23 protein-coding genes and 1 tRNA gene are annotated in these 25,932 nt (G+C 67.1%); 11 read left to right on the forward strand and 13 right to left on the reverse strand.

The window, feature by feature from the left end; translation table 11 throughout:
- The first annotated feature begins 89 nt into the window (after positions 1-89).
- Positions 90-2,087: a ubiquitin-activating E1 FCCH domain-containing protein gene (locus tag FKQ52_RS14385; RefSeq protein ID WP_168196872.1), complete on the forward strand. Its 1,998-nt coding sequence runs from the start codon at positions 90-92 to the stop codon at positions 2,085-2,087.
- A 226-nt stretch (positions 2,088-2,313) separates the two neighbouring features.
- Here FKQ52_RS14385 and FKQ52_RS14390 read toward each other — a convergent pair whose 3' ends face one another.
- Positions 2,314-3,225 carry an isopenicillin N synthase family oxygenase gene (locus FKQ52_RS14390; RefSeq protein WP_141628392.1) on the reverse strand — a complete coding sequence of 304 codons (912 nt, stop codon included), beginning with the start codon at positions 3,223-3,225 and terminating at the stop codon, positions 2,314-2,316.
- Positions 3,226-3,453: 228 nt separating this feature from the next.
- Here FKQ52_RS14390 and FKQ52_RS14395 point away from each other — a divergent pair, with 228 nt between their 5' ends.
- Together FKQ52_RS14395 and FKQ52_RS16495 are read left to right on the forward strand one after the other, a co-directional pair.
- Entirely contained in the window at positions 3,454-4,128 is a 675-nt protein-coding gene (locus tag FKQ52_RS14395) for an OmpA family protein (RefSeq protein WP_141627821.1), read from the forward strand.
- Positions 4,129-4,499: 371 nt separating this feature from the next.
- Positions 4,500-4,670 carry a hypothetical protein gene (locus tag FKQ52_RS16495; RefSeq protein WP_168196873.1) on the forward strand — a complete coding sequence of 57 codons (171 nt, stop codon included), beginning with the start codon at positions 4,500-4,502 and terminating at the stop codon, positions 4,668-4,670.
- A gap of 19 nt (positions 4,671-4,689) precedes the next feature.
- Here the strand turns inward: FKQ52_RS16495 and FKQ52_RS14400 are convergent, their stop codons facing one another.
- Together FKQ52_RS14400 and FKQ52_RS14405 are read right to left on the reverse strand one after the other, a co-directional pair.
- Positions 4,690-5,994 (reverse strand): UDP-glucose/GDP-mannose dehydrogenase family protein, encoded by a 1,305-nt coding sequence (locus tag FKQ52_RS14400; RefSeq protein ID WP_141627822.1) that lies wholly within the window; start codon positions 5,992-5,994, stop codon positions 4,690-4,692.
- Between the two features lie 149 nt (positions 5,995-6,143).
- Positions 6,144-7,313, reverse strand: coding sequence for an OmpA family protein (locus FKQ52_RS14405; protein ID WP_141628393.1), 1,170 nt, complete (start codon positions 7,311-7,313; stop codon positions 6,144-6,146).
- 194 nt (positions 7,314-7,507) lie between these two features.
- On the opposite strand from FKQ52_RS14405, the gene FKQ52_RS14410 reads away from it, so the two are divergent.
- Complete coding sequence (locus tag FKQ52_RS14410) at positions 7,508-8,413, forward strand: SDR family NAD(P)-dependent oxidoreductase (protein WP_141627823.1); 906 nt, start codon at positions 7,508-7,510, stop codon at positions 8,411-8,413.
- Between the two features lie 286 nt (positions 8,414-8,699).
- A complete protein-coding gene (locus tag FKQ52_RS14415; protein ID WP_141627824.1) occupies positions 8,700-9,905 on the forward strand; it encodes an acetyl-CoA C-acyltransferase in 1,206 nt (401 codons plus the stop codon).
- A 172-nt stretch (positions 9,906-10,077) separates the two neighbouring features.
- Here FKQ52_RS14415 and FKQ52_RS14420 read toward each other — a convergent pair whose 3' ends face one another.
- Entirely contained in the window at positions 10,078-10,809 is a 732-nt protein-coding gene (locus tag FKQ52_RS14420; protein WP_141627825.1) for a YafY family protein, read from the reverse strand.
- A 241-nt stretch (positions 10,810-11,050) separates the two neighbouring features.
- Here FKQ52_RS14420 and FKQ52_RS14425 point away from each other — a divergent pair, with 241 nt between their 5' ends.
- Entirely contained in the window at positions 11,051-11,653 is a 603-nt protein-coding gene (locus FKQ52_RS14425) for a glutathione S-transferase family protein (protein WP_141627826.1), read from the forward strand.
- 12 nt (positions 11,654-11,665) lie between these two features.
- On the opposite strand, the gene otsA is transcribed toward FKQ52_RS14425, so the two are convergent.
- From otsA to otsB, 3 genes are read right to left on the reverse strand one after another with little or no spacing between them, the layout of a single operon-like run.
- Complete coding sequence (otsA, locus tag FKQ52_RS14430; RefSeq protein WP_141627827.1) at positions 11,666-13,084, reverse strand: alpha,alpha-trehalose-phosphate synthase (UDP-forming); 1,419 nt, start codon at positions 13,082-13,084, stop codon at positions 11,666-11,668.
- Between the two features lie 55 nt (positions 13,085-13,139).
- Positions 13,140-14,927, reverse strand: a complete 1,788-nt coding sequence (locus FKQ52_RS14435; RefSeq protein ID WP_141627828.1) for a glycoside hydrolase family 15 protein — start codon at positions 14,925-14,927, stop codon at positions 13,140-13,142.
- A complete protein-coding gene (gene otsB, locus FKQ52_RS14440) occupies positions 14,924-15,712 on the reverse strand; it encodes a trehalose-phosphatase (protein ID WP_141627829.1) in 789 nt (262 codons plus the stop codon). Before otsB ends, FKQ52_RS14435 begins: the two co-directional genes overlap by 4 nt.
- Before the next feature lie 136 nt (positions 15,713-15,848).
- Between otsB and FKQ52_RS14445 the strand changes: the two genes are divergently transcribed.
- Complete coding sequence (locus FKQ52_RS14445; protein ID WP_205750774.1) at positions 15,849-16,856, forward strand: SIS domain-containing protein; 1,008 nt, start codon at positions 15,849-15,851, stop codon at positions 16,854-16,856.
- Between the two features lie 111 nt (positions 16,857-16,967).
- On the opposite strand, the gene FKQ52_RS14450 is transcribed toward FKQ52_RS14445, so the two are convergent.
- Positions 16,968-17,549, reverse strand: coding sequence for a CAP domain-containing protein (locus FKQ52_RS14450; protein ID WP_141627830.1), 582 nt, complete (start codon positions 17,547-17,549; stop codon positions 16,968-16,970).
- A 57-nt stretch (positions 17,550-17,606) separates the two neighbouring features.
- Positions 17,607-18,170, reverse strand: a complete 564-nt coding sequence (locus tag FKQ52_RS14455) for a hemerythrin domain-containing protein (RefSeq protein WP_141627831.1) — start codon at positions 18,168-18,170, stop codon at positions 17,607-17,609.
- Between the two features lie 172 nt (positions 18,171-18,342).
- Between FKQ52_RS14455 and FKQ52_RS14460 the strand changes: the two genes are divergently transcribed.
- The 3 genes from FKQ52_RS14460 to FKQ52_RS14470 all read left to right on the forward strand — a co-directional run bounded on the left by FKQ52_RS14460 (position 18,343) and on the right by FKQ52_RS14470 (position 22,542).
- Complete coding sequence (locus FKQ52_RS14460) at positions 18,343-18,720, forward strand: VOC family protein (RefSeq protein WP_141627832.1); 378 nt, start codon at positions 18,343-18,345, stop codon at positions 18,718-18,720.
- Between the two features lie 421 nt (positions 18,721-19,141).
- Complete coding sequence (locus FKQ52_RS14465; protein ID WP_141627833.1) at positions 19,142-20,347, forward strand: acetyl-CoA C-acetyltransferase; 1,206 nt, start codon at positions 19,142-19,144, stop codon at positions 20,345-20,347.
- 17 nt (positions 20,348-20,364) lie between these two features.
- Positions 20,365-22,542, forward strand: a complete 2,178-nt coding sequence (locus FKQ52_RS14470) for a 3-hydroxyacyl-CoA dehydrogenase NAD-binding domain-containing protein (protein ID WP_141627834.1) — start codon at positions 20,365-20,367, stop codon at positions 22,540-22,542.
- 66 nt (positions 22,543-22,608) lie between these two features.
- Here the strand turns inward: FKQ52_RS14470 and FKQ52_RS14475 are convergent, their stop codons facing one another.
- Entirely contained in the window at positions 22,609-22,947 is a 339-nt protein-coding gene (locus FKQ52_RS14475; protein ID WP_141627835.1) for a hypothetical protein, read from the reverse strand.
- A gap of 136 nt (positions 22,948-23,083) precedes the next feature.
- On the opposite strand from FKQ52_RS14475, the gene FKQ52_RS14480 reads away from it, so the two are divergent.
- Positions 23,084-23,157: transfer RNA gene (locus FKQ52_RS14480), tRNA-Gly, on the forward strand.
- Between the two features lie 342 nt (positions 23,158-23,499).
- Here the strand turns inward: FKQ52_RS14480 and FKQ52_RS14485 are convergent.
- Genes FKQ52_RS14485 through FKQ52_RS14495 form a run of 3 tightly spaced genes read right to left on the reverse strand, consistent with a single transcriptional unit; the run spans position 23,500 to position 25,772 of the window.
- Positions 23,500-24,516 carry a hypothetical protein gene (locus FKQ52_RS14485; RefSeq protein ID WP_141627836.1) on the reverse strand — a complete coding sequence of 339 codons (1,017 nt, stop codon included), beginning with the start codon at positions 24,514-24,516 and terminating at the stop codon, positions 23,500-23,502.
- Positions 24,516-25,436: a hypothetical protein gene (locus FKQ52_RS14490; RefSeq protein ID WP_141627837.1), complete on the reverse strand. Its 921-nt coding sequence runs from the start codon at positions 25,434-25,436 to the stop codon at positions 24,516-24,518. The genes FKQ52_RS14485 and FKQ52_RS14490 overlap by 1 nt, the downstream gene beginning before the upstream one ends.
- 24 nt (positions 25,437-25,460) lie before the next feature.
- Entirely contained in the window at positions 25,461-25,772 is a 312-nt protein-coding gene (locus FKQ52_RS14495; RefSeq protein ID WP_141627838.1) for a YccF domain-containing protein, read from the reverse strand.
- Between the last annotated feature and the right edge of the window lie 160 nt (positions 25,773-25,932).

A 25,932-nucleotide genomic window follows, 5' to 3' on the forward strand; every position in this document is an offset into this window, starting at 1 on the left:
CTTCGGCATTGAGCCTTCCCTTAACCGAACTCCGTCATCCTGTTCCGATGATCATGGGCCGCAAGAGCCCCGGGGCGCGGGACAGGACGATGACCTTTGGACGACACATCAGCCGCATGGTGCGCGGCGGCCGGCGTTTCCTTGGCCGTCTGGCCAGAGAGACGCGCGGCAATGTGGCCATGATCTTCGGCCTGAGCCTGCCGGTTCTGATCCTGATGACCGTGGGCGGGGTGGACATCCATCGCGCCTCGACCGTGCGCGTGAACCTGCAGGATGCGCTGGACGCCGCGACGCTGGCCGCCGCCCGCTCGCCCTACAGCGACGCCGACAACATCCAGCGGGTCGGCATGGCCGCGCTGAAGGCCAATCTGAACGCCTATCCCGACGTCATCCTGCGCGAGGCCGACACCACCTTCGTGCTGGAGGACGAGGAGATCGTCGTCGCCAGCGCCAAGGTCGATGTGAAGACCCTGGTGGCCAATATCTTCCTGCCGCCCTACGGCCAGTTTCTGGACGACTATGTGCAGGTCGGCGCCCATTCCGAGGTGAACCGGGCGACCAAGGACATCGAGGTGTCGCTGGTGCTCGACATCACCGGCTCGATGGACGGCCAGCGCCTGCGCGACCTGCAGCAGGCATCGAACGATCTGGTCGATCTGGTGGTCCAGACCAACCAGAGCATCAACCGCACCCGGATGGCGCTGGTCCCCTATTCGATGGGGGTGAACGCGGGCTCCTATCTGAACGACGTGCGCGGCGCGGCCACCGGCCCGACCAACATCACCGCCGCGTCATGGGAGGTGGGGACCCAGAAGACGATCAGCGGCGTCACCAAGGCCAGCAATGCGGTGTTCACCTCGAACGGCCACGGCTTCGCGGTGGGCGACCATGTCTGGATCAGTTCGGTGAGTAGCTCCGGCTCGCCCAGCAACTCCAGTCTGGCGACCTGGCTGAACAACAAGCCGTATCGGGTCGCCGCGACCAATACGAACACCTTCACCCTCGAGCGATGGACCGGCTCGACCTGGACCAGCCTGAGCACGTCCTCGTACAACACCTACACCGCCAACAGCGGCCGGGTGCAGAAATGCCAGCTCTCGACCTGTGAGGTCGTGGTGACCTCGGCCAACCACGGGCTGGCGACCGGCGACGACGTCCGCATTCTGGGCGTCGAGGGCATGACCCAGATCAACACCCAGAACTCGGTCAGCCCCTCGACCGGCTCGAACCCGCCGCCCTTCCACCAGACAGTGACCCGTCTGGGAAGCTCGACCTTCTCGCTGAACGGCGTCGTGCCGTCGATGGTGTCGGCCTACACCCGGCGCGGGACGGTGCAGTGTCTGGAGCAAGGCTGCGCCAACTATCTGTTCACCAACAACAACGGCGCGTTGCGCATCTACGAGGCGTCGAGCTGCGTCAGCGAGCGGGTCGGCGCGCAGGCCTATACGGACGCCTCGCCCTCCTCCGCCAAGGTGGCCTTCTCCTATGTCGGCACGTCGGACGTGGGCCAGGGCGGCTGCATGACCACGACCTTCACTCCCCTGACCACCGACCGGGCGACGCTGCACAGCCGCATCAACGCCTACAAGGCCGAGGGCGGCACGGCGGGTCAGATCGGCGTGGGCTGGGGCTGGTACATGGTCTCGCCGACCTTCGGCGCGATCTTCCCGCAGGAGAGCCGTCCGGACCCTTACGGCACCCGCAACCTGCTGAAGGTCGTGATCATCATGACCGACGGCGAGTTCAACGCGGTCTATTACAACGGCGTCCGCGCGCGCGATTCCGGATCGGGCGGCGGCTCGAACGACCGCTGGATCAACCACGACTCGAACAACGGCAGCCCGTTCCTGCAGGCGGTGAGCATGTGCAACGCCATGAAGGCGCAGGGCGTCATCGTCTATACGGTCGGCTTCGACATCGCCGGGACGACGGATCGCACGCCCAATGTGGTCGATACCGCCACCGAGGTGATGCAGGCCTGCGCGACCAGCCCGAGCTACGTCTACCTGCCGCAGAACGGCACCTCGCTGAAGACCGCCTTCGGCGCCATCGGCCGCAGCATCAGCCAGCTGAGGATTTCGAAGTAGCGGGGTTGCGACTGCGCGCGACCGGCGGAGACCGAGCGGGGATGTGATTGGTGGTTAGTGGTTGGCCGCCATCCAGTGGCCGCGACCGTCTGAGTCGCCCTTCCGCTGACGGCGGGGGGCAGCACAGGGCGCGCCGCTGCACCTTGCGGGCCAAGCACTAACCACCAATCACCAATCACTTTCCGGCAGTGCGCCCGCCCGGAGCGCACCGCCGTCAGCAACAGCGTCAGATCAGCCGGATTTCCTTCAGGCGCTGGGTCAGGAAGTCCTCGGCCATCAGGGGCTGGCCGGCGTAGCGGTCGGGATTGTCCGGCGTTACGGTGGACGGCAGGCTCTCGATCACGAAGTCCGGGTTGAAGTGCAGGAAGAAGGGCGTCGAGTAGCGGGCGAAGCTGGCCCGTTCCGGCGTCGGGTTGATGACCCGGTGGCTGGTCGACGGCAGGACGTGGTTGGTCAGGCGCTGCAGCATGTCGCCGATGTTGACCACCAGGGCGCCCGGCGGCGGCGCGACTTCCAGCCATTCGCCGTCGGCGTCCTTCAGCTGCAGTCCGCGCTCCTCGGCGCCCAGCAGCAGGGTGATGACGTTGATGTCCTCGTGCGCGCCCGCGCGGACGCCCGAGGCGCCGGCCGGAACCGGCGGATAGTGCAGCATGCGCAGGATCGAATTGCCCAGCTGGACCTTGTCCGCGAAATAGTCGTCGCCGAGTTCCAGATAGCGGGCGATGCCGCGCAGCACCTTGGCGCCCAGTTCGTCCATGGCGGTGAACATGCCGTAGACGTGCTCGCGGAAGCCCTCGATCTCGGTCGGCCAGACGTTGTCGCGCATGTATTTGCGGTAGGGGTGGCCTTCCGGCAGTTCACGGCCGACGTGCCAGAACTCCTTGAGATCGACGGTGGCCGCGCCCTTGGCGGCCTCGACGCCGAACGGGGTGAGGCCGCGCGCGCCGCCGGTTCCGGGCTGGTGATACTGGCGCTTCACCTCTTCCGGCAGGGCGAAGAAGGCCTTGGCGTCGTCCAGGGCGGCGCCGATGACGGCTTCGTCCAGCCCATGGTCGGCGATCACGGCGAAGCCGTAGCGCTTGAACGATCCGCCCAGAGCGTCGGCGAAGGCCTGGAAGTCCTGATCGTACAGCGTCATCGAGACCGGCTCGAGGGCGCGGGTGGCGGGGGCGGCGGTGGCGTCTGCGGTCACGAGGGAACCCTTGTCGATAATCTGGTCGTTTCCATACGCCCTGCGACCCGATCTTGGCAAAGCGTGGGCGAGGTCGCGAAAGCGTCCCGATCCGTTCAGGTTCGGTACAGGCAGGAACCTTGACCATAAGACCGCGTTTCCGAGGCAGAGACCTCACTTCGAAAGGATTCCCCCATGCGCGCCAAACTCATCGTCGCCGGCGTCAGCATCGCCGCCCTTCTGGGCGCCGCCGCCTGCACCACCACTGATCCGTACAGCTCGACCCCACGCCGCAACAACACCGGCACCGGTGTGATCGCCGGCGCCCTGGGCGGCGCCCTGCTGGGCTATCTGACCAACACCTCGAATTCCGAGGAAGGCCGCAAGAACGCGCTGATCGGCGCCGGCATCGGCGCCCTGGGCGGCGCCGCGGTCGGCCAGTACATGGACCGTCAGCAGCGCGCGCTGGAAGCCGAATTGTCCGGCACCGGCGTCGGCGTGGCCCGTCAGGGCGACAACCTGATCCTGCGCATGCCGTCGGACGTCACCTTCGCCACCAACCAGTCGAACATCGACCCGCGCTTCGTGGCCACCCTGGATGACGTCGCGCGCGTGCTTCAGGAGTACGACCGCTCGCTGGTCGATGTGATCGGCCACACCGATTCCTCGGGCGGCGACGCGATCAACCAGCCGCTGTCGGAGCGTCGCGCCTCGTCGGTCGCCGGCTATCTGATCGACCGCGGCGTCCTGCGCGAGCGTCTGTATGTGGCGGGCGTCAGCTCGCGCAACCCGATCGCCGACAACGGCACGCCGCAGGGCCGGGCCCAGAACCGTCGCGTCGAAATCCTGATCCGTCCGTTCCAGGGCTGATCCTGACGCAGAAGCCGGCGGCGGTGCGCGAGCGCCGTCGCCGGTGGCTGTGAAGTGGCGAGTGGCTGGTGGTTAGTGGCTGGCCACCACCGTGCGACGGCGCCGATTGCGCCGCCCTTCCGCAAGCAATCGAAAAGCGACGGCGCGTTACGTCTTCCGACATTGGCGGAAGGGCGACGCCGGCCTGACGGCTGCAGGCTGTGGGCCAGCCACTAACCACCAGCCACTCGCCACTTCCCCGCACACCGCCCGACCAGCCGGACGCCATCCCCGCCACTCGCCTCGCTTTTCTTTCCCCGACACCGTTCCGTGACTTGCGAAGCAGGCGGGTGAAATGCTGGATACGCGAAGCGCTCGACTCGGGGGAACGCTTGCGGCCGGATCATCAGGAATTCGCGGACGGCATGAAGCTGGCGGCCATCGCCGTCGTGTCCGCCATCATGACCGCGACCGTGGTCATCGGCGCGGGACGGGCGCTGCTGCCGAAGCCTGATCCGCTGGCCGTGTCACAGGCCCGGCTGATTCACACCGTCTCACGTTAGGCGCGGTCGGGGCGGGCGATCAGGCGCGACCGATCGAGGTGTAGCGGAAGCCGCGCGCCCGCATGTCGTCCGGACGATAGACATTGCGCAGATCGACCATCACGGGCTGCTTCAGCAGCAGTTTGATGCGGTCCAGATCGAGCGCCCGGAACTGGTCCCACTCGGTCAGAATCACCACCACATCGGCGCCCTCGACGGCGTCGTAGGGGCCGTCCCTGAACACCACGCCGTCCAGCAGCTTGGCGGCCTCGTGCATGCCTTCAGGATCATAGGCCTGCACCGTCGCGCCCGCGGCCAGCAGCGCGGGCACCACGTCCAGAGACGGGGCGTCGCGCATGTCGTCGGTATTCGGCTTGAAGGTCACCCCCAGCAGGGCGACCGTCCTGCCCTTCAGGTCGCCGTCCAGCGCGGACGAGACGCGCCCCGCCATCGCCTTCTTGCGGGCGTCGTTGACCTCGACCGTCGTCTCGATCAGGCGCACCGGCGTACCGGCGTCCACCGCGGTGCGGACGAGGGCCAGGGTGTCCTTCGGGAAGCAGGAGCCGCCATAGCCGGGGCCCGCGTGCAGGAATTTCGAACCGATCCGGTTGTCCAGACCGATGCCGCGCGCGACCTGCTGCACATCGGCGCCCACGGCCTCGCACAGGTCCGCCATCTCGTTGATGAAGGTGATCTTCATCGCCAGGAAGGCGTTGGCCGCATATTTGATCAGTTCGGACGTGCGGCGGCCGGTGAACAGGATCGGCGTCTCGTTCAGGTTCAGCGGCCGGTACAGCTCGCGCATGACCTGCTGCGCGCGCGCGTCGTCGGTGCCGACCACGACGCGGTCGGGGCGCTTGAAGTCCTCGATCGCCGCGCCTTCACGCAGGAACTCGGGGTTGGAGACGACCGCGAACTCGGCGTCCGGACGACGTTCACGAATGATGCGCTCGATCTCGTCGCCGGTGCCGACCGGAACGGTCGACTTGGTCACCACGACGGTGAAGCCCTCGATCAGGCCGGCGATCTCCTCGGCGGCGGCATAGACATAGGACAGGTCGGCATGGCCGTCGCCGCGACGCGAGGGCGTGCCCACGGCGATGAAGACGGCGTCGGCCGCCCGGATGGCCTCGGCCCCGTCCAGGGCGAAAGACAGGCGACCGCCGCGCACGTTCGACGCGACCAGATCCTCAAGGCCCGGCTCGAAGATCGGGATCTCGCCCTTCTCCAGACGTTCGATCTTGGAGGCGTCCTTGTCGACGCACGTCACCACGTGACCGAAGTCCGCGAAACAGGCCCCCGACACCAGGCCTACATAGCCGGTTCCGATCATCGCCACGCGCATGTGGATGCACCCCGTTCAGACAGGCCGTCGAGATAGCGACCGGGCGGCCCTTTGACCACCCCGACGAACGAAACGACGCAATGCAAAACCGCCGGCCCTCTTTCGAGGACCGGCGGCTCTGTAGTTGTGCCTTGTCGGCGACTTCCGGATTAACGGAAGTTGATGCCGATGGTGGCGCGACGGTTGAGCGGCTCACGCACGCCGTCGGCGGTGGCGCGGGCCAGCTCGGTTTCACCCTTGCCGTCCAGCGAGATCACGCCGCCGTTGACGCCTTGGGCGACCAGGGCGTCAGCCACGGTGCGCGAACGACGGTTCGACAGGCCGATGTTGTACGCCGCCGAACCCGAGGTGTCGGCGTGGCCGACGATCAGGATGCGCGTCGGACGACCCGACTTGGCGTAGTTGGCGGCCTGCGTGACCACCGACTGGGCTTCGGCCGTCAGGTCCGAGCGATCCCAGTCGAAGTACACCACGAACTCACGGTTCGCCTGCACCGGCGGAGGCGGCGGGGGCGGAGGAGGCGGCGGCGGCGGAGGCGGAGGCGGAGGCGGCGGGGGCGGCGGGGGCGGCGGAAGCGGAGCTTCATCCGCGCCGAACGCATAGCGCAGGCCCAGCGAGATGGTGTGGCTGTCGTCGTAACGACCGGCGAACGGACCCACCAGCGACGCGTCGGCCGGGACCGACACGAAGGTGTTGAACTCCATGTTCGACATCAGATAGCGGTAGGTCAGGTCCAGATGGGCCCGATCACCGATCGCCCAGGCCAGGCCGGCGATGGCTTGCGCCGCCAGCTTGGTCGAGGTGTCGTCCGCGCCGACGCCGGTGGTGCGGCGACCGCCCAGGGTGCCGATGAACTTGGTGTCGACGATGTTCACACCGGCGCCCAGGCCGATGAACGGACGCAGCGCCCACGACTCGTCGCCGAAGTCGTAGATCACATTGGCCATGAACGTCGTGGCGGAGATTTCGCCCGACGGGTTTTCGCAGGCGCCGGCGGCCGGAACCACGTTGCAGACGCCGGTCGGAACGTTGCCGTTCGGGTTGGTGACCGCGCCGAGCTCGCCGGAGTCACGGTAGCCGCCTTCGAGTTCCACGCGCCAGTTCTGGTCGAACCGGTAGCCCAGACGGGCGAAGGCCGCCCACGAATCGTCGACTTCGAAGTCCCATTGCGGACCCGTCGTCGTCGACGTCAGTTCCAGATCGTCAACGGTGTGGTAACCGGCGTCAATCGCACCGTACCAGCCGTTCGGCTCGGCCGCCGCGGCGCCGGCTGCGAACAGCCCCGCCATCGCGACGCCGGCGAGAAGCTTCACCTTCATCATATCCCTCATTCAGGTTGCCCGAGAACCCCACGCTTACACGGGGTGGTCCCGACGCCTAACCACAATGTCGACCGGAAGTTCCGGAATCTGGCTCTGAATGCGGCGACTGTGGCGCCGTTTCAACACATTGGGCGGGTTTCCAGCGGCGAAACGCCTGCTAGGAGAATGCCAAGCAAAGGGAGAACGTTCAGATGACGATGAGTTTTGACGGCAAGGTGGCCATCGTGACGGGCGCCGGGGGCGGTCTGGGCCGTGAACACGCCCTCGCCCTGGCCAAACGTGGCGCCAAGGTGGTGGTGAACGACCTGGGCGGCGCCCGCGACGGGTCCGGTTCCTCGGCCACCGCCGCCGAAGCCGTCGTCGCCGAAATCGAGGCCCTGGGGGGTGAAGCCCTCGCCAACGCCGCCTCGGTCACCGACTACGCCGCCGTCGAGGCGATGGTGAAGGCCGCCATGGACAAGTGGGGCCGTATCGACATTCTGGTGAACAACGCGGGCGTCCTGCGCGACAAGACCTTCGCCAAGATGGAGCTGGAGGACTTCCGGTTCGTCATGGATGTGCACCTGATGGGCGCGGTGAACTGCACCAAGGCGGTGTGGGAGATCATGCGGACCCAGAACTACGGCCGCATCGTCATGACAACCTCGTCGTCGGGCCTGTACGGGAATTTCGGCCAGTCGAACTACGGCGCCGCCAAGATGGCGCTGGTCGGCCTGATGCAGACCCTGTCGATCGAGGGCGCCAAGAACGATATCCGCGTGAACTGTCTGGCCCCGACCGCCCACACCCGCATGACCGAGGATCTGGGCGCCGCCCTGCCGCTGGAAGCGCTGGGACCGGAGCTGGTGTCGCCGGGCCTTCTGTATCTGGTCAGCGAGAACGCCCCCAGCCGCTGCATCCTTGCGGCCGGCGCCGGCGGCTTCGAGCGCGCCTATGTGACGATCACCCAGGGCATCCACGCCGTCGGCGAGGACGCCCCGGAACAGATCGAGGCCCGCTTCGCCGAAATCTCGGACCGCGCCGGCGAGATCGTCCCCGACATGGGCGCAGCCCAGGGCATGATCGAACTGACCAAGGCCCAGAAGGCGCACTCCTAGCAGGGCGCGCCCGCGGCGCGACGCCTACGTTCGGGTCGCGGCCCCTCACTGCCTGAGGCTCATGCTTGAAGAAGACGCCTATCGTTCGGCCCGCGGGGCCTCACTGCCTGAGGCGCAGGGAGGGTTCCGGGCCGGACAGGGTTGCGTTGACGCGGCGGCAGGAGCCTATGACTGAACCAACGCCCCGACGGACGCAGAAGCCGCAGGGAAAGAGAAGGAAACCCGCGCTCAAGCCGCTCGTGACCGCGTCGCGAGCGATAGCGCCCTTAAAGAGAGAACATCGCAGATGTCCCGCGAAGCCGTCATCGTCTCCACCGCCCGCACCCCCATCGGCCGCGCCTATCGCGGGGCCTTCAACGACACCCAGGCGCAACAGTTGGGCGCCCACGCGGTGAAGCACGCCGTCGCCCGCGCCGGGATCGAACTGGCCGAGGTCGAGGACGTGGTCATGGGCGCCGCCCTGCAACAGGGCTCGACCGGCACCAACGTCGCCCGTCAGGTGGCGCTGGCCGCCGGCCTGCCGTCCACCGTTCCGGGCATGTCGCTGGACCGCCAGTGCGCCTCGGGCCTGATGGGCATCGCAACGGCCGCCAAACAGGTGATCTTCGACCAGCAGAAGATGGCCGTCGGCGGCGGTCTGGAGAGCATCTCCCTGGTCCAGAACCAGTACATGAACCTGTACCGGGGCAAGGACGAGGAACTGCTGAAGATCGCGCCTCACATGTATATGTCGATGCTGGAGACCGCCGAGGTCGTGGCCCGTCGTTACAACATCAGCCGTGACCGTCAGGACGAATACGCCCTGCAGTCGCAGCAGCGCACCGCCGCCGCCCAGGCCGCTGGCAAGTTCGACGCCGAGATCGTGCCGATGACCACCACCATGCTGGTGACGGACAAGGCGACCGGCGAGACCTCGAAGAAGGAAGTCACCCTGTCGAAGGACGAGGGCAACCGCGCCGATACGACGCTGGAAGGCCTGAAGGCCCTGAAGCCGGTGTTCGGCTCGGGCGAGGAAATCCAGCAGGGCGAGTTCATCACCGCAGGCAACGCCAGCCAGCTGTCGGACGGCGCCTCGGCCTCGGTCATCATGGAAGCCGGTGAGGCCGTGAAGCGCGGCCTGCAACCGCTGGGCGCCTATCGCGGTATGGCCGTGGCCGGTTGCGAGCCGGACGAGATGGGCATCGGCCCGGTCTATGCCGTGCCCAAGCTTCTGAAGCGCCACGGTCTGACGATGGATGACATCGGCATCTGGGAGCTGAACGAGGCCTTCGCCGTGCAGGTGCTGTACTGCGCCGACACCCTGGGCATCCCGATGGACCGCCTGAACGTGAACGGCGGCGCCATCTCCATCGGCCACCCCTACGGCATGTCGGGCGCCCGGATGACCGGCCACGTCCTGATCGAGGGCAAGCGTCGCGGCGCCAAATACGGTGTGGTGACCATGTGCATCGGCGGCGGCATGGGAGCCGCCGGTCTGTTCGAGATCTACTGAGAACAGTTCCTCCCCCTCGGGGGAGGTGGCGCGGCGCGCAAGCGCCGTGACGGAGGGGTCGCTCGGCACACCGGCGGCCCCTTCCGTTTTCTGACCGAGGGCCGATCCGGCACCCCTCCACCCTCCTTCGCCTACGGCTCCGGACGGTCCCCCTCCCCCGTTGGGGGAGGAACTATGCCCCCGGCGCCGGCTTTCCCGCCGCTATCCAGGCCGCCTTTTCCGCGTCCATCTTCGCCTGCCAGCGGGCGCGCAGGACGGCGGGGCGGCCGGGGTAGCGGTCCTCGAGGAACTCGGCGGAGACGACGCGGTCGGTGCGGAAGGTGCGGAAGTCGTCGCGGGTCTCGCACCAGCCCACCAGCAGCCGCGTGGTGTCGCGATATCCGATCAGGCAGGGCCAGATGATCCGCACGGTCTCGCGCCCCTGCTCGTCCGCATAGTGGAGCCGCAGCTTGCGACCCGCGTGGATCCAGCCGCGTACCTGGGCCATGTCCAGCGCGTCGGCCTTGCGCGCGTCGTCCCAGACCGGCGGCCCGGACACGGCGGGCTCCATCAGGACGGGACGCAGGCGCTCGGGCACGGTGGCCGCGATCTTGGCGATCAGGTCGCGGGCGGCGCGGGACAGGGCCGGGTCGCCCCGCGACGCCACCCACTGCGCGCCCAGCACCGCCGCCTCGATCTCGTCCGAGGTCAGCATCAGGGGCGGCATGTCGAAGCCGCCCTCCAGCACATAGCCCAGCCCCGCCTCGCCCCGGATCGGCACCCGCTGGCTCATCAGGGTGGCGATGTCGCGGTAGATCGACCGCTTCGACGTCTCCAGTTCGGCCGCGATGGCGTCCGCCGTCACCGGCCTGGACGACCGACGCAGCACCTGGATGATCTGGAACAGTCGGTCGGCTCTTCGCATCTTGGGGCCTTAACGCTCACGCCGCGGGCGCTCGCTGCTTGAGGGGCAGAGGTGTCGCCCTATCGCTCGCGGCATGGCCGCTCGCTGCTTGAGGGCCGGTATGGCGAACCGCTGCTGACAGCATGCTGGCAGCAGGGTGACAGTAGATCAATCTTCACCGGCGGCGAGGGGCTGTCGGACCCAATCCGGGCTCAAGCAGCGAGGCTCCGCGAGCCGAGCGATCGCCCGACAGGAGAGAATGATGCTGACGCTGTTCCACGCCCCGCACTCGCGTTCGTCCCGCATTGTCTGGCTGATCGAGGAACTGGGGGCCGAGGTCGATATCCGGTACGTCGACATCCAGCGGGCCGATGGTTCGGGCGGCCGAGACGCCGCCAATCCACACCCGGACAGCAAGGTTCCGGCCCTGAAGCATGGCGACGCCCTGATCACGGAATCCGCCGCCGTCGCCCTGTATCTGACCGGGCTGCACCCGCAGGCGGGGCTGGGCTTCCCGCTGGAGTCGCCGGAACGCGGGCCGCTGCTGAGCTGGATCTGCTGGAATGCCGGAGAGCTGGAGCCCTCGCTGTGGGCGAAGATGTCCGGCGAGGTCGAGACCAACCCGCACGCCAAAGCGCGGTATGACGCGGCGATCACCCGCGTGCTGGAGGCGCTGTGGGTCGGGCCCTATCTGATGGGAGACCGGTTCACCGCCGCGGACGTGATGATCGGCAGCACCCTCGGCTGGGCGCGCGCGCACCTGCCGGAGAGCCCCGTTCTGGACGCCTATCTGGAGCGTCTCCAGAACCGTCCGGCCAGCCTGCGGGCGATGCAGCGGGACGGACGACCGGCGATCGCGGCCTGATGTGAGGTCCGGTCAGGCCGCGTGGGCGGCGGCGTTGTCGCCGCCGTTCGCGGGCCGGACCACGGCCTTCAGCGCGGTCACGAAGTCGTCGCGCCAGATGCTGACGTCGGTGTCCCGCACCACCGTCATCAGGGCCTCCCAGCGACGGCGACGTTCGACCAACGGCATATCCAGCGCCTTCTTGATGGCGTCGGACAGCTCCTCGCGGCTGAACGGATTGACCAGAAGGGCTTCCCGCATCTGCTCGGCGGCGCCGGCGAAGCGGGACAGGACCAGCACGCCCGGATCGTCCGGGTTCTGGGCCGCCACATATTCCTTGGCCACAAGGTTCATCCCGTCGCGCAAGGGGGTGACCAGCCCCACCCGCGCGGCGCGATAGATGCCCGCCAGCTGATCCCGGCGATAGGTGCGGTTCAGATAGCGGATCGGTTGCCAGTCCATGTCGGCGAACTCGCCGTTGATCCGGCCCGCCAGCGCGTCCAGCCGGGCGCGGATGTCCTGATAGGTGTCCACGTCGTCCCGGCTGATCGGGGTCACCTGCAGCAGGAAGACCTCGCCGCGCTTGTCGGGGTTGTCCTTCAGGAACTGGTCGTAACCCGACAGCCGTTCCTCCAGCCCCTTGGAGTAGTCCAGCCGGTCCACGCCGACCATCATCGAGCGGAAGGCGGCCGAGGCCGACATGCGGTCATAGGTGCGTCGTCCGAGCACGGAGTTTCGCGCGGACATGAACTCGTCCACGTCGATCCCGATAGGGAAGACGCCGGTCTGGACGCTGCGGCCGAAGCCTTCGACCCGGCCGTCCGGCGTGACCGAGCCCTTTTCCTCTACCTCGACGTAGCGCTGGAACAGCTCCATCCACTCGCGGGTGTGGAAGCCGATCAGGTCGTAATCGAACATCGACTCCACCAGTCGCCGATGGTGCGGCAGGGTGACCAGAAGCTGCCGGGCGGGCCAGGGCGTGTGCAGGAAGAAGCCGATACGGTTGGTGATCCCGCGCCGCCGCAGGTCCCGGGCCATCGGGATCATGTGGTAGTCGTGAATCCAGATGACGTCGTCCGGCTGGATCAGGGGCGCCAGCACATCGGCGAAGCGGGCGTTCGTCCGCTCGTAGCCCTCGCCGTAGGACCGCTCATAGGCAGCCAGATCGGTGCGATGGTGGAACAGGGGCCAGAGGGTCTTGTTGGCGTAGCCGTTATAGTACTCGTCGACGTCCTGGGCCTCGAGATCCACCAGCCCGACGGTGACGCCAGCGCGGTCCTCGATCTTCAGCTCGCCGGTGAATTTTTCAACCGTCTCGCCCGACCAGCCGAACCACAGGCCGTCGTATTTGCGCAGGGCGGCGGACAGGGCCATGGCCAGACCGCCCGCCGAGCCCGAGGCGGGGTCCTTCGGGGCCGAGACCCGGTTGGAAACGACGATAAGGCGGCTCATGGCCGCTTAACCGCGTGGCTCGCGGTTTGGTGGCAACGCATTGTCGTGATCCCCTCTAACGCACATCCGTCCACGACCGGCTGAGCAGCACGGCGCAGTTGATAATGCCGACCAGCGAGTAGGTCTGCGGGTAGTTGCCCCACAGCTCGTCGTCGCCCAGCGAGATGTCCTCGCTGAGCAGTCCGGCGTGCGTGCGCCGGCTCAGCATCTGTTCGAAGATTTCGCGCGCTTCCTCATCGCGGCCGTTCTGATGCAGGGCCTCGATGAACCAGAAGGTGCAGAAGTTGAAAGCCGTCTCCGGCTCGCCGAAATCGTCAGGCTCCACATAGCGGAACAGGTAGGGTCCCTTCTTCAGGTCCCGTTCGATGGCGTCGAAGGTGGCGACCTGGCGCGGGTCCATGGCGTCCAGGAAGCCCAGATCGGTCAGCTGCAGCAGGCTGGCGTCCAGTTCGCGATTGCCGAAGCTGGCGGCGAAGCGGCCCTCGTCCGGCAGATAGGCTTCCTTCTCGATCCGGGTGCGGATTTCGTCGGCCCGCGCGCGCCAGACCTCGCCACGGTCATACAGATGCAGATGCTCCGCCGCCTTGGCCAGACGGTCGCAGGCGGCCCAGCACATGACGGACGAATAGGTGTGCACCCGGGCGATGGTGCGGAACTCCCACAGGCCGGCGTCGACCTGATCGTGCATGGCGTAGGCGCGCTCGCCGACCTTCTCCAGCGCGTGGAAGTCGTCGATCGTGCCGGGGCGCAGCAGGCGCTGATCATAGAAGGCCTGCACCAGCGGCAGGACGATCTGGCCGTACACGTCGTGCTGAAGATGCTCGCGCGCCTGATTGCCGACGCGGACCGGCTTCATGCCGCGGTAGCCGGCGACCGTTTCGGTGATCCGCTCGTCAATGTCCTCTTCCAGACCGACGCCATAGACCGGCTGGACGTGGCCGCCCGCCGACGAGTCGACCAGATTGCGCAGATAGCCGAGGTAGTTCTCGAGGATGTCGACCGCGCCCAGACGGTTCAGCGCCCGCACGACATAATAGGCGTCACGGATCCAGCAGTAGCGATAGTCCCAGTTGCGCCCGCTCTCGGGGAACTCGGGCACCGAGGTGGTCAGGGCCGCGACGATGGCTCCGGTCTCCTCATAGGCGCAGAGCTTCAGCGTGATCGCCGCGCGGATCACGGCCTCCTGATAGTCCAGCGGGAGATAGAGCTTGCGCACCCAGTCCTGCCAGTAGGCCACGGTGCGATCCAGAGCCGCCGAGACACCGGGACCGACGTCCTGATCGTAGCCCTCGTCCGGCCCCAGGAAGAAGGCATGGGCCTTCTCCAGCCGGAAGGTTCGCTCGTTGAGAATGTGCGAGACCGGGCAGTCCGTGGTCAGGCGCAGCGTAACGTCCGTGCACAGATAGCGGATGTGGTTAGAGCCGCTGGTCCGCTCGGCCCGGCGCGCGCCCCAGTCGGCGGAGGGACGCAGGCGCACGCGGATGCGGGGCGACCCCTCCAGCGGACGCACGATCCGGCCATAGGCCAGCGGGCGATAGGTGCGGCTGTGCTTCGGGTGGCGGGGGCAGAAGTCGATGATCTCCACCGCCGCGCCGTCCGCGGCGGTCAGCACGGTGCGCAAGACGGGCGTGTTGCGGACATAGGCCTGGCTGATGTGCTTCAGCCCCTCCAGCTCGATATCCCAGTAGCCGTGATCGGGGTCGTCGCCGTCCATCAGGGCCGAGAAGACGGGGTCGCCGTCCACGCGCGGGGCGCAGGCCCAGACATAGCGGCCACGCCGGTCGATCAGGGCGCTGATCGAGCAGTTGCCGATGGGGGCGAGGTCAAGATCGGGGCGGGTCATACGTCGCTCTCCAACTGTTCCAGCCAGTCGAGCACGGCGGTCACGCCGGTCAGGCTGTAGCGGGCGGCGGTCGCGCGTGGCGGACCGACCAGCACGCCGAAACCGCCCAGGTTCGTCGCGGCCCGGAAGCCGTCCTCGTCGGTCTGGTCATCGCCCAGCATGACCGGCACGCCACCCGCGAACGGCGCCTCCTGCATGAAGGCCGTCAGGGCCGTACCCTTGCTGGCGCCCGGGGTTTTCAGCTCGAGGACCATGTGCCCGGGCTGAAGCATCAGCCCATGTTCATCGGCCAGACGGCGGGCCAGGCTCTCCGCGTCCTGGGCCGCATCAGGCGCGCCCCGGAAATGCAGGCCGGCGGAAACACCCTTGTCCTCGACCACCACGCCGGGATGAGCGCGGGCGAAAGCCTCGAAGGCGGCGATCACCGCGCGGAGGCTCTTTGAGGCTTCGGCGCGCAGGAAGGTTCCGTCGGCGCGTCGGCGCTCCAGCCCGTGCACGCCCGAGGCCGAGGCGATGACATTGTCGGTGATCCGGTCGATCTCGGCGACCGTCCGGCCACTGACGATCGCGACACGACCGTTCAGGCGCGTCTGTATCGCCCGCAGCGCTTCGGTGCGCCGACTCACAGGCACGACCCCATCAGGGGTGGAGGCGAATTCCGCCAGGACCCCGTCCAGATCGAGAAAGAGGGAGATGCGCTCCAGCCGCGACGGCGGCGTCGGCAAACGCGTGAAGGTTTCGACCGCTGCATCCACAGCGTCGACAGTCAGATCAGACGGCCCCATGTGATCGGTAACGCTTCAGAGCCGAAGGGTTTCCTTCCCGGGCGGCTTTATTTCGCAGTTGCAGCAAAGCCCAGTGACGCCGGCGCCCGTGACTCAGGCGATTGTGAAACGCGCGCGGATGGGTCAATTCCCCGCCATGACCGAACACGCCCCCCTGCCCGCCGACACCGAAGCCCCCGACGTGGCGAAAATGGTCGCCCGCGCTCGCGAGGTGATCGGCCTGAACATCGCGGCCCTGCAACAGCTGGAAGCCGCCATCGACGACAGTCTGGCCAGGGCGGTCGAGATCATCCTGTCGCGGCCCGGCTATCTGGTCGTGACCGGCATGGGCAAGTCGGGCCATATCGGCGGCAAGATCGCCGCGACGCTGGCGTCCACCGGCACCAACGCCTTCTTCGTTCACCCGGCCGAGATGAGCCACGGCGATCTGGGCATGCTGCGCAAGGACGTGACCCTTCTGGCCATCTCCAACTCGGGCGAAAGCCGCGAGCTGCGCGATCCGCTGATCTACTGCCAGCGCGAGGGCATTCCGGTCATCGGCATCACCCAGCGCCCGGGCAGCTTCCTGGGCCGGTCGTCGGCGGTCTGCCTGACCCTGCCGAACGCGCCGGAGGCCCATCCTGACGGTCTGGCGCCGACCACCTCGACCCTGATGACGCTGGCCATGGGCGACGCGCTGGCCATGGTCCTGACCGAGCGTCGCGGCTTTACGGCGGAAGACTTCGGCCTTCACCATCCCGGCGGCAAGCTGGGCATGAGCCTGCAGAGCGTGCGCGACTGGATGGGCGACCGTCCGCCGGCGCCGGCCACCGTGCCGCTGGGCGCGACGTTCGCCGAGGTCGTCTCGGCCATTACCGAGGGCCGCAAGGGCGCCGCCGCGGTCGTCAATACGGACGGAACCCTGGCCGGGATCGTCACCGACGGCGACGTGCGTCGGGCGTTCGCGCGCGGCGACCTGTCGAGCCTTACGGCCGCCGATGTGATGAGCCCCAGACCCAAGGTCATCGACCCCGCCGCCCGTATGAGCGACGCCATCGACCTGATGACCCAGAACAAGATCGCCACCCTGCTGGTGGTCGAGGACGCCCGCCCCATCGCCATCGCCCACATCGCCGAACTGATGCAGGCGGGTTACGTGAGCTGACGCTTGGGTGAAAAGTGCTGGTGAGTAGTGAGCAGGGCGCTGGCGCCGGCATCGCGCGCGGTCTCCACTCATTACTCACCAGCACTCTTCACCAAGCGGCCTGAACCGGTCTCAATAGGCTCGCAACCCGTCGATATTGCCCGGCGGTGAGTAGCGGCAGGCCAGCACCGCCCGATCCCGGCGGCGCTCGAGGGCGCAGCCGACGTGGGTGGTGCGGCTCCAGACGATCTGGGTGTAGTGGCCCACGGCGCTCCAGTCGCCGGTACGGCTGACCGCCGGGAAGGTGGCGTGCCGATACTGCGCCTTCTCGGCGATCCACTCCCCGACCATCTGTTCGGGGGTCCAGCGACGACTGCCCCATCCGCCCCACAGGTTTTCACCGTGACCATGGGGCGTCGGATCGTGTTCAAAGGTTCGGGAATTGATCAGATGCCGGGCCCAGACCCGCGCCTCGCGCTCCAGCCCGTCGTCCCAGATCAGCGGCGGCGCGCCGACCGTGGCGCGTTCGGCGTTGTGGGCGCGCAGTAGCCGCACCTCGATGGCATCGGACGGCAGGCTGTCGCGCGGTGGCGCGACCGGACGCACCAGACGAGGATCAGGGTCGACCTGACGGACGTTGATCCCATCCGGGTCCGCATGGCCCGGCGTCGCGGCGAGACTTCCCACAATGACGAGACAGGCGAGGCGATACATCGAAACTCCGCAAGAAGGGGGCGGGATCAAAGCGTAAAGCCTCGCCTTGCGTTCCCGCTAGCGATCCAGCGGTACGCCCTGCCCGTCCATCGGCTCGTCGGTCAGGGCGCTTTGCACGTCATCCCCTTCCATGGTGCGCGTCTGCGCGGACTTGCCGCCCTGGAACTCCTCCATCGCCGTCATCTTGCGGGCGCGCATCCGGTCGGCGAGGTCATCCATATCCAGACCGGCGGCGCGGGCCTGGCTGAACATGCCCTCGACCCGCTGCTCCTCTTCCTTGACGTGGTGCTCGATCATCTCGGACAGCACCTTGACCTTGGCGTCGTAGAAGTCCTCGTCCGGGCTGCCCGCCTCGATCTCGTTGATCAGTTGTTTGGCGGCGTCGTGCTCGACATAGCTTTCGTCCAGCAGATCATCCTCGATCCGTCCGCGACAGGCCGGATAGAAGATTTCCTCCTCAATGGCGGTGTGGACCTTCAATTCGAGACAGGCCTGTTCGGCCAGCTTCTGCTTGCGGTCGCGGCCGGTCGCCTTTTCAAACGCCTCGAAGATCTCCTCCACCTTGCGGTGATCGGCCTTCAGCATGGCGACGGCGTCCATCTCTTCGTAGGTCTGGGCCATAGGGTGTTCCTCCTGAGCAATGGCTTCCCCGGCCCAAACGTCGGGATCGACAGGTGTTCCCACAGCACAGCTAGCTGAGAGTCGTTCGCTCGAATTCGGCCTTCCGGGGGTTGGAGAGCCGACATAACGGACCTTTCGCGCGTTGGAGATCGAACACAGGGAGTTCTCCATCATGCTCGACCACATCGGACTGGACGTCACCGACATCGCCCGGTCGCGAGCCTTCTATGAACAGGCGCTGGCCCCGCTCGGCTATGCTGTCGTGCAAGTGATCGACGAGGGCGGAACCACCGTCGTCATGTTCGGCGTGGACGGCGAGATCGACTTCGTCATCGCCGACAAGGACCGGCCCGGCGAGGCGAACCATATCGCCTTCCGCGCGACGACCCGCGATCAGGTCGACGCCTTCCATGCCGCCGCTGTCGCCGCCGGAGGCCGGGATCACGGCCCTCCGGGCCTGCGCCCCCACTATGGCGACACCTACTACGCCGCCTTCGTCTTCGATCCGGACGGATTCAACGTCGAGGCGGTCTGCCACGCGGCGGAATAAGCCGATACTCCCGACACCTTCCAACTCTGCCAACTCGGGCGCCGAAGCCTGTCTGGCCGACCACACGTCCAAATCTGACGCATCGGCCTGCTAGTCTGTCCCGGTTCAGGTCTTTGACATCGCCACCGATAGAACCACGCGCCGCATCCCCCGCCTGACGGGAAAAAGTGCACCTTTGTGCACTCCATTTTTTTCCGAGTGCACATTTCCCGAAATGTATCGGGAGTGTCGGGAAGACAGGCTTTCGCGATTTTTTCCCGACAGGGTCATCCACCCCTTTCGGAGACGTGACCACGTCCATACTTGACGTTGACGTAAACGTACGCTTTCTGACGCCCGAGTTTCAATTCCGCACCCTCCTCCCCTCAAGTAGCGAGCGACCGCGTCGCGAGTGTTAGGGGACCAAAGAGAGAGATCCTCCATGGCCGACGCCTATATCTACGACGCCGTGCGCACCCCGCGCGGCAAGGGCAAGAAGGACGGCTCGCTGCACGAGATCACCGCCCTGTCGCTGGCGACCCAGGTGCTGGAAGCCCTGCGGGACCGCAACGATCTGGACACCTCCAGGGTGGACGACGTGATCCTGGGCTGCGTTTCGCCGGTGGGCGAGCAGGGCTCGGACATCGCCCGCACCGCCGTGCTGAGCGCCGGTTGGGCCCAGACGACCGCGGGCGTGCAGATCAACCGCTTCTGCGCCTCGGGTCTGGAAGCTGTGAACATGGCCGCAGCCAAGGTGAAGGCCGGTGAGGCCGACTTCGCCGTCGGCGGCGGAATCGAGGCCATGAGCCGCGTGCCCATGGGTTCGGACGGCGGCGCCTGGCCGATCGACCCGACCTCGGCCTTCCCGACCTACTTCGTGCCGCAGGGCGTCTCGGCCGACATGATCGCGTCGAAATACGGCTTCAGCCGCGACGACGTGGACGCCTATTCGGTCGAAAGCCACAAGCGCGCCGCCAAGAGCTGGGCCGAGGGCCGCTTCGCCAAGTCGGTGATCCCGGTGAAGGACCAGCTGGGCCTGATCCGTCTGGACCGTGACGAGACCATCCGTCCCAACGCCGACATGCAGACCATGGGGTCGCTGAACCCGTCCTTCGCCCAGATGGGCGAGTTCGCCTTCGACGCCGTGATCAACCAGCGCTACCCCGAGGTTGAGCGCGTGAACCACGTGCACACCCCCGGCAACTCGTCGGGCATCGTGGACGGTTCGGCCGGCGTGCTGATCGGCTCGCTGGAGGCCGGCAAGGCGCTGGGCCTGAAGCCGCGCGCCCGCATCAAGGGCGCCGCCTCGATCGGCTCGGAGCCGTCCATCATGCTGACGGGTCCGGAGTTCGTGACCCAGAAGCTGCTCGGCAAGCTGGGCATGACCACCGCCGACATCGACGTGTGGGAGCTGAACGAAGCCTTCGCCGCCGTGGTCCTGCGTTACATGCAGGCGCTGAACATCCCGCACGACAAGATCAATGTGAACGGCGGCGGCATCTCGATGGGCCACCCGCTCGGCGCAACCGGCGCCATGATCACCGGCATCGCCCTCGACGAGCTGGAGCGCTCGAACAAGGAGACCGCCCTGATCACCCTGTGCATCGGCGGCGGCATGGGCACCGCCACCGTCATCGAACGCGTCTGATCCGAGGGAATAGAACCATGGAAAACTTCAAGATCGACGTGGATGCCGACGGCATCGCCCTGATCACCTTCGACGTCCCGGGACGCTCGATGAACACCCTGACCGGCTCGGTGATGAACGAAATCCCCGAGTGGGTCGAACGCATCAAGACCGATGACGCCATCAAGGGCGCGGTCCTGACCTCGGGCAAGGCGAGCGGCTTCTGCGCCGGCGCCGACCTGGGCGACATCGCCGGCGGCATGATCGGCGGGACCAGCCTGCAGGACGCCTTCGACGCGGGCTGGAAGATGAACGGCGCCCTGCGCGCGCTGGAAACCTGCGGCAAGCCGGTGGCCGCGGCCATCAACGGCCTGGCCCTCGGCGGCGGCCTCGAGCTGACGCTGGCCTGCCATTACCGCGTGGTGGCCGATGACTCGAAGATTCAGCTGGGTCTGCCCGAGATCAAGGTCGGCCTCTTCCCCGGCGGCGGCGGCACCCAGCGCCTGACCCGCCTGATCGGCGTGCAGAACGCCCTGATGGCGATGAGCGAAGGCAAGCCCTGGCGTCCGAACGACGCCAAGGGCGCGGGCGTGGTCCACGAGGTCGTGGCCAAGGGCACGGAAGTCGACGCCGCCAAGGCGTGGATCAAGGGCGGCGGCAAGGCTGCCCAGCCGTGGGATGACAAGTCGTTCAAACTGCCCGGCGGCGGCCCCTACCACCCGGCGGGCGTGCAGACCTTCATCGTCGGCAACGCCATGCTGCGCAAGCAGTCCTACGGCAACTATCCGGCCGTGCTGAACCTTATGAAGGCCGTCTATGAGGGCGTTCAGGTTCCGATGGACGCCGCCCTGCGCATCGAGACCCGCTACTTCATCAAGACCCTGATGACGCCGCAGGCCCAGGCCATGATCCGCTCGCTGTTCCTGTCCAAGCAGGAGCTCGACAAGGGCGCCGTGCGTCCGGCGGGCATCCCGAAGTCGGACCCGAAGAAGGTCACCGTCCTGGGCGCCGGCATGATGGGCGCGGGCATCGCCTATGTGCAGGCGCTGGCCGGCATCGAGACCATTCTGATCGACCAGACGCAGGAAGCCGCCGACAAGGGCAAGGCCCACGTCGAGGAACTGCTGAAGAAGCGCCTGTCGCGCGGCGCGATCACGCAGGAGAAGTTCGACGCCCTGCTGGGTTCGGTCACCGCGACCACCGACTATGATCTGATCAAGGGATCGGACCTGGTCATCGAGGCCGTGTTCGAGAACCGCGAGATCAAGGCCGAGGTCACGAAGCGCGCCGAGGCGCAACTGGAGCCGGGGGCGATCTTCGGCTCCAACACCTCGACCCTGCCGATCACCGGGCTGGCCGAGGCTTCGGCCCGTCCCGAGGACTTCATCGGCATCCACTTCTTCTCGCCCGTCGACAAGATGATGCTGGTCGAGGTGATCCTGGGTGAGAAGACCGGCGAGGCGGCGATCGCCAAGTCGCTGGACTACATCCTGAAGATCAAGAAGACCCCGATCGTCGTCAACGACGGCCGCGGCTTCTACACCTCGCGCTGCTTCGCCACCTACGTCGCCGAAGGTCTGGCGATGCTGGAGGAAGGCTACGCCCCGGCCCTGATCGACAACATCGGTCGCATGACCGGCATGCCGCGCGGCCCGCTGGAAATGCACGACGACGTCGCGCTGGACCTGTCGGTCAAGGTCGCCAAGCAGACCGCTCTGGACCTCGGCGACGCCTATGTGCCGCTGCAGGGCGCCGAAATCGTCCGCAAGATGGTCGAGGATCTGGGCCGCTACGGTCGGAAGAACGGCAAGGGCTTCTACGACTACGACACCAAGCCCAAGAAGCTTTGGTCGGGCCTGTCGGAGCTGGCTCCGGTGACGATCAACGACTCGACGCCCGAACTGGTCGCCGACCAGAAGGAACGCCTGCTGTACCGTCAGGCCGTCGAGGTGGCCAAATGCTGGGACGAAGGCGTGATCAGCGACCCGCGCGAAGCCGACGTCGGCGCCATCCTGGCCTGGGGCTTCGCGCCCTGGACCGGCGGCCCGATCACCTTCATCGACCAGACCGGCCTGAAGGCCTTCGTGGCCAAGGCGGACGCGTTCGCCGAACGTTACGGCGACCGCTTCAAGGTCCCGCAGTTCCTGCGCGACATGGCCGACAAGGGCGAGACCTTCTACGGCAACTTCGCCGGCAAGGAGAAGGCGGCGGCGTAAGCCTCCGCTTCGAGCGAGATGGGGCACGCCGGCGACGGCGTCCCCTCTTTCGTGCACGAAAGGCGTTCAGTCTCCGGGCCGGACCCGCGCCATGCCCGGCACGGCGCCGGCGTCGATCGCCGTGTCCACGCAGCCGCCCCGGCCGGTCTGGAAGGCTTCGGGGTCAGCGAGCCGCAACCGATTCAGCGCCTCTTTACGGGCGGCCAAGGCGACCGAGTCATCCCCGGGCGCGCCGGCGGCTTCGGCTTGCTCGTTCCACCAGTCCCGGATGAACCAGGTCGGCCCGGCGACCTGCCCGACCTCGCGCATGGCGTCCTCCATCAGCAGTTCGACGTGAGCCTGACAGGTCCGCGCCCGATCCAGCGTCGGCGGATCAACGGCGAGCACGAGAAGCAGGGACAGCATAGGGCGCTCCGGGTTTCCGGCCAGATTGGCGCCGGGACAGACGGTTTGCGAGTCCCGCCTGCGAAAACGGGACCGCCCTTTCGGACAATCCCGTCTTGAGGTCCGCAGCCGTTGGCCCTAAGTCAGGGGCGGCTCCGCGGGCATGATGTAGTGGTAGCCTGAAAGCTTCCCAAGCTTTTCGTGCGGGTTCGATTCCCGCTGCCCGCTCCAAAAATCAATGACTTACGGGAGAAGTGGATCCGTTCGGATCACTTTTTTGCTTTTTGCTCCCTTTTGCTTGTTGGCAAAACGACGCCCTCATTGACCGCGTAACCGCTTTTGACTCATTGCTGACGTTCAGAAGGTCCGCTCTTGGACACGCACTGGAACCTAAACCCGGTCCCAGGACGAGCCGATACGGCGGTGAATGGGGTTAAGCCACTCTGCGTCCGGCCTCGGCGAGGCGGATATAGCCCAGTGACGAGTGCGGCGATGGGGCTTGTCGGTGACGGCCGGCGCGGCTTTGCTTCCGTCCGTCACCCGGCGAAGCTGTTCTGGCTTTTCCGGTGGCGGTCATTGTTCGAATTCCCGGCGGATGGAGGCGGGGATTTGCGATGTCGGACAATGTGTGTAGCGGCGCGCGAACTCGCCTTGTTCGGTGAAGCTGGTGCGGCTGTCGACGAGAATGTCCATCTGGGCCGGTTCCGTCCCGACCTCGGTGTGATGACGTCCATGCATCCGGTAGCGGTTGCCGCCCAAGGCCGTGTATCGCACCACCTCAAAACGACCCGCCCAACCTCGTTGCGCGTCGAAATAGGCCAGGCCTGACTGGTCGAGCGGGATCTCGAGAGCATCCCTGATTGCGTCCAAACAACTGGCGTCCTCCGCCCAATAACCTGGCTCGATCGGCGGGAAGCTTCCGCCGCCGCCTTCGTTAACGTGGCTTTGCGCACTGACGGCGCATCCCTCCCGGTCGACGAGTTGGCCGCTGTCGTTGCGCCGCTCCACGGCGTCGACGCCGTCGCCCGTCCAGCCCCATGCAACCGTGGTCACTGGCCCACAGCGGCCGTTGACGCCGATCGGCAGGTCGAGCACGTCCCGGTCTCCGCGACGCGCGATCATGGTGGGGGAAATCCAGTCCATGAAGCCGTCGAACGCTTGGTAGCCGCCGGCCACGGAGACGATAAAATCGACCGGCGGACCCTGATCGCCGTAGGCGGGACCGTCACCGACGCAACCATGTCCCGGCGTGGTGACGACGAAATCGGGACGGCCGTCCGCATTGAAATCGGCGGAGACGAAGCCGCCCTTGCCCCCTGCGAAGTGTTGCTCCACGAGATCGACGGCGTGTCCGCGCCCGGCCAGCGGCGCGAGGCGGACGGCGGCGAAGCGCTCTCCCTGGTCGCGGCACTGGCCACGCGCGAACGATTCCCATGCGGCAAGGGCGGCGGGCGGCAGGGCGTTCGCCGCCGCCGCGGCATCGGCGGCCGGGTTACCCCGCGCCTCGCCGGAGGCGGCGCTGGATTCCGATCCACAGGCCGTGACGGAAACGGCGAGGACCAGGGTGAGATGGGTCAGGAGGGTCTTCATCACGCGCGTCCCAGGGGATTGCGGACCAGGCCGAGACCGGAAGCGATCAGGATCACTCCCGCGGCCAGCAGCAGCCAGGGTCCGATGCCGATGGAAACCAGGCTGTCCATCTGCGCGGCCGCCGCCTCCCCCATCGGGTTCATGGCCGAGAGGAGGCCCAGGATTGCCGACTTCAGCAGGAAGGTCAGGCCGCCCGCGAGGATGGCCGCGGCTCCGGCCGCCAGTTCCCAAGGACGCAATGCGGCCCCCGTCCAAGTCTGCCAGATCAGCCACGCCGCCGCGATCAGGGCGGTGAAGCGCAGGATCAGGGCGGTGTTCACAGTCTTCAGGAAATCGACGGCGCCCAGTCCCTTACGGATTTCGCTTCGCTGTTCCTCCAGTGACTCCAGCCGGTTCCCGACGTTGCCGTAGCCGTACACGCCGTCGGGCGCTTCGGCGCCGCGATGGGCGGCCTCGGTTCTGAAGCGCGCGATGTCACGCTCCAGATCCGCCAGGCGTCGTCGGCCGACTTCCGCCTCGTCCAGATTGAGGCCGGTCGAGGCCACCACCTTGTCCAGTCCGAACTGGGACACGGTCTTCACCGGCGACGACAGCGCCGGCAGGAAGAAGGCGACCAGCACCACCAAGGCCACCGGCAGCGCCAGCGTGTTCCTGAACAGGCTGATGACGCGTTCACCGCCCGGCGACCGCGCCAGGGCCTCCACGGATGTCGCGCTCGCCCCGACGCCCGCGAAGCCCCCCACCGCCGGATAGACGTCACGAGCGACCCCGCCCTCGACGTCGAAGTCTACACTGGCCCCGACCGACGCGGCGCGCTCTCCGCGCCATTCGGCTGCGTCGTAGCGGTACCGTTTGCCGTCGTCGCCAGTGATGGCGCCCGCGAGTTGCTCCGTGGCCACGCCCAGAATCTTGCCCTTCATGTTTCTCCTCCCTCCCTGCAGGCGTCACGCCGTCGCGGGCGACGCGGTGAATTCGGCGAAGACCTCCTCCACCAGACGGACGTTCTTCTTCGCGCGCGCCGCGACCCACCAGCCCATCGCCATGAGGGCCAATCCCGCCGGGATTCCGATGATCGTCAGGCAGACCAGCACGCCGCAGGCAGCCAGGCCCCAGCCGTTCCTGACGGCCGACTTCGAGGATTTGAGAAGCGACGCCTTGGCTGCGGCCAGGACATCGGGGTCGGTCGATCCGACGCGCTTGAACTCGCCCACCGCGGCGGCGCGTTCGATCCTGTTCGGGAAAAGCGGATGTTCCATCGCTCGTCGGCCCTCTTCATTCCGGCGCGCCAGCCGCGCTCATGTGATCGAGGATGGCAAGGCGGCGGGCGGGCGTCCTGAAGCTGATCCAAAGAAGTTCTGAAGTCGCATCCCCGCGCTCGTCGAGCGTTGCCATGCGGCGCTTCCGCCGCCTAGTTTG

Source organism: Brevundimonas sp. M20, from assembly GCF_006547065.1.
Classification (GTDB): Bacteria; Pseudomonadota; Alphaproteobacteria; order Caulobacterales; family Caulobacteraceae; genus Brevundimonas.

What these genes read in the sequence shown, in the direction of transcription:
- FKQ52_RS14460 (WP_141627832.1), top strand. Translation starts at nt 18,343, where the DNA reads ATGCTCGACCACATCGGACTGGACGTCACCGACATCGCCCGGTCGCGA.
- FKQ52_RS14385 (WP_168196872.1), top strand. Translation starts at nt 90, where the DNA reads ATGACCTTTGGACGACACATCAGCCGCATGGTGCGCGGCGGCCGGCGT.
- FKQ52_RS14405 (WP_141628393.1), bottom strand. Translation starts at nt 7,313, where the DNA reads ATGAAGGTGAAGCTTCTCGCCGGCGTCGCGATGGCGGGGCTGTTCGCA.
- FKQ52_RS14470 (WP_141627834.1), top strand. Translation starts at nt 20,365, where the DNA reads ATGGAAAACTTCAAGATCGACGTGGATGCCGACGGCATCGCCCTGATC.
- FKQ52_RS14495 (WP_141627838.1), bottom strand. Translation starts at nt 25,772, where the DNA reads ATGGAACATCCGCTTTTCCCGAACAGGATCGAACGCGCCGCCGCGGTG.
- FKQ52_RS14400 (WP_141627822.1), bottom strand. Translation starts at nt 5,994, where the DNA reads ATGCGCGTGGCGATGATCGGAACCGGCTATGTAGGCCTGGTGTCGGGG.
- FKQ52_RS14455 (WP_141627831.1), bottom strand. Translation starts at nt 18,170, where the DNA reads ATGGCCCAGACCTACGAAGAGATGGACGCCGTCGCCATGCTGAAGGCC.
- otsA (WP_141627827.1), bottom strand. Translation starts at nt 13,084, where the DNA reads ATGAGCCGCCTTATCGTCGTTTCCAACCGGGTCTCGGCCCCGAAGGAC.
- FKQ52_RS14490 (WP_141627837.1), bottom strand. Translation starts at nt 25,436, where the DNA reads ATGAAGGGCAAGATTCTGGGCGTGGCCACGGAGCAACTCGCGGGCGCC.
- FKQ52_RS14420 (WP_141627825.1), bottom strand. Translation starts at nt 10,809, where the DNA reads ATGCGAAGAGCCGACCGACTGTTCCAGATCATCCAGGTGCTGCGTCGG.
- FKQ52_RS14395 (WP_141627821.1), top strand. Translation starts at nt 3,454, where the DNA reads ATGCGCGCCAAACTCATCGTCGCCGGCGTCAGCATCGCCGCCCTTCTG.
- FKQ52_RS14410 (WP_141627823.1), top strand. Translation starts at nt 7,508, where the DNA reads ATGACGATGAGTTTTGACGGCAAGGTGGCCATCGTGACGGGCGCCGGG.
- FKQ52_RS14390 (WP_141628392.1), bottom strand. Translation starts at nt 3,225, where the DNA reads ATGACGCTGTACGATCAGGACTTCCAGGCCTTCGCCGACGCTCTGGGC.
- otsB (WP_141627829.1), bottom strand. Translation starts at nt 15,712, where the DNA reads ATGGGGCCGTCTGATCTGACTGTCGACGCTGTGGATGCAGCGGTCGAA.
- FKQ52_RS14465 (WP_141627833.1), top strand. Translation starts at nt 19,142, where the DNA reads ATGGCCGACGCCTATATCTACGACGCCGTGCGCACCCCGCGCGGCAAG.
- FKQ52_RS14415 (WP_141627824.1), top strand. Translation starts at nt 8,700, where the DNA reads ATGTCCCGCGAAGCCGTCATCGTCTCCACCGCCCGCACCCCCATCGGC.
- FKQ52_RS14445 (WP_205750774.1), top strand. Translation starts at nt 15,849, where the DNA reads ATGACCGAACACGCCCCCCTGCCCGCCGACACCGAAGCCCCCGACGTG.
- FKQ52_RS14450 (WP_141627830.1), bottom strand. Translation starts at nt 17,549, where the DNA reads ATGTATCGCCTCGCCTGTCTCGTCATTGTGGGAAGTCTCGCCGCGACG.
- FKQ52_RS14485 (WP_141627836.1), bottom strand. Translation starts at nt 24,516, where the DNA reads ATGAAGACCCTCCTGACCCATCTCACCCTGGTCCTCGCCGTTTCCGTC.
- FKQ52_RS14425 (WP_141627826.1), top strand. Translation starts at nt 11,051, where the DNA reads ATGCTGACGCTGTTCCACGCCCCGCACTCGCGTTCGTCCCGCATTGTC.
- FKQ52_RS14435 (WP_141627828.1), bottom strand. Translation starts at nt 14,927, where the DNA reads ATGACCCGCCCCGATCTTGACCTCGCCCCCATCGGCAACTGCTCGATC.
- FKQ52_RS14475 (WP_141627835.1), bottom strand. Translation starts at nt 22,947, where the DNA reads ATGCTGTCCCTGCTTCTCGTGCTCGCCGTTGATCCGCCGACGCTGGAT.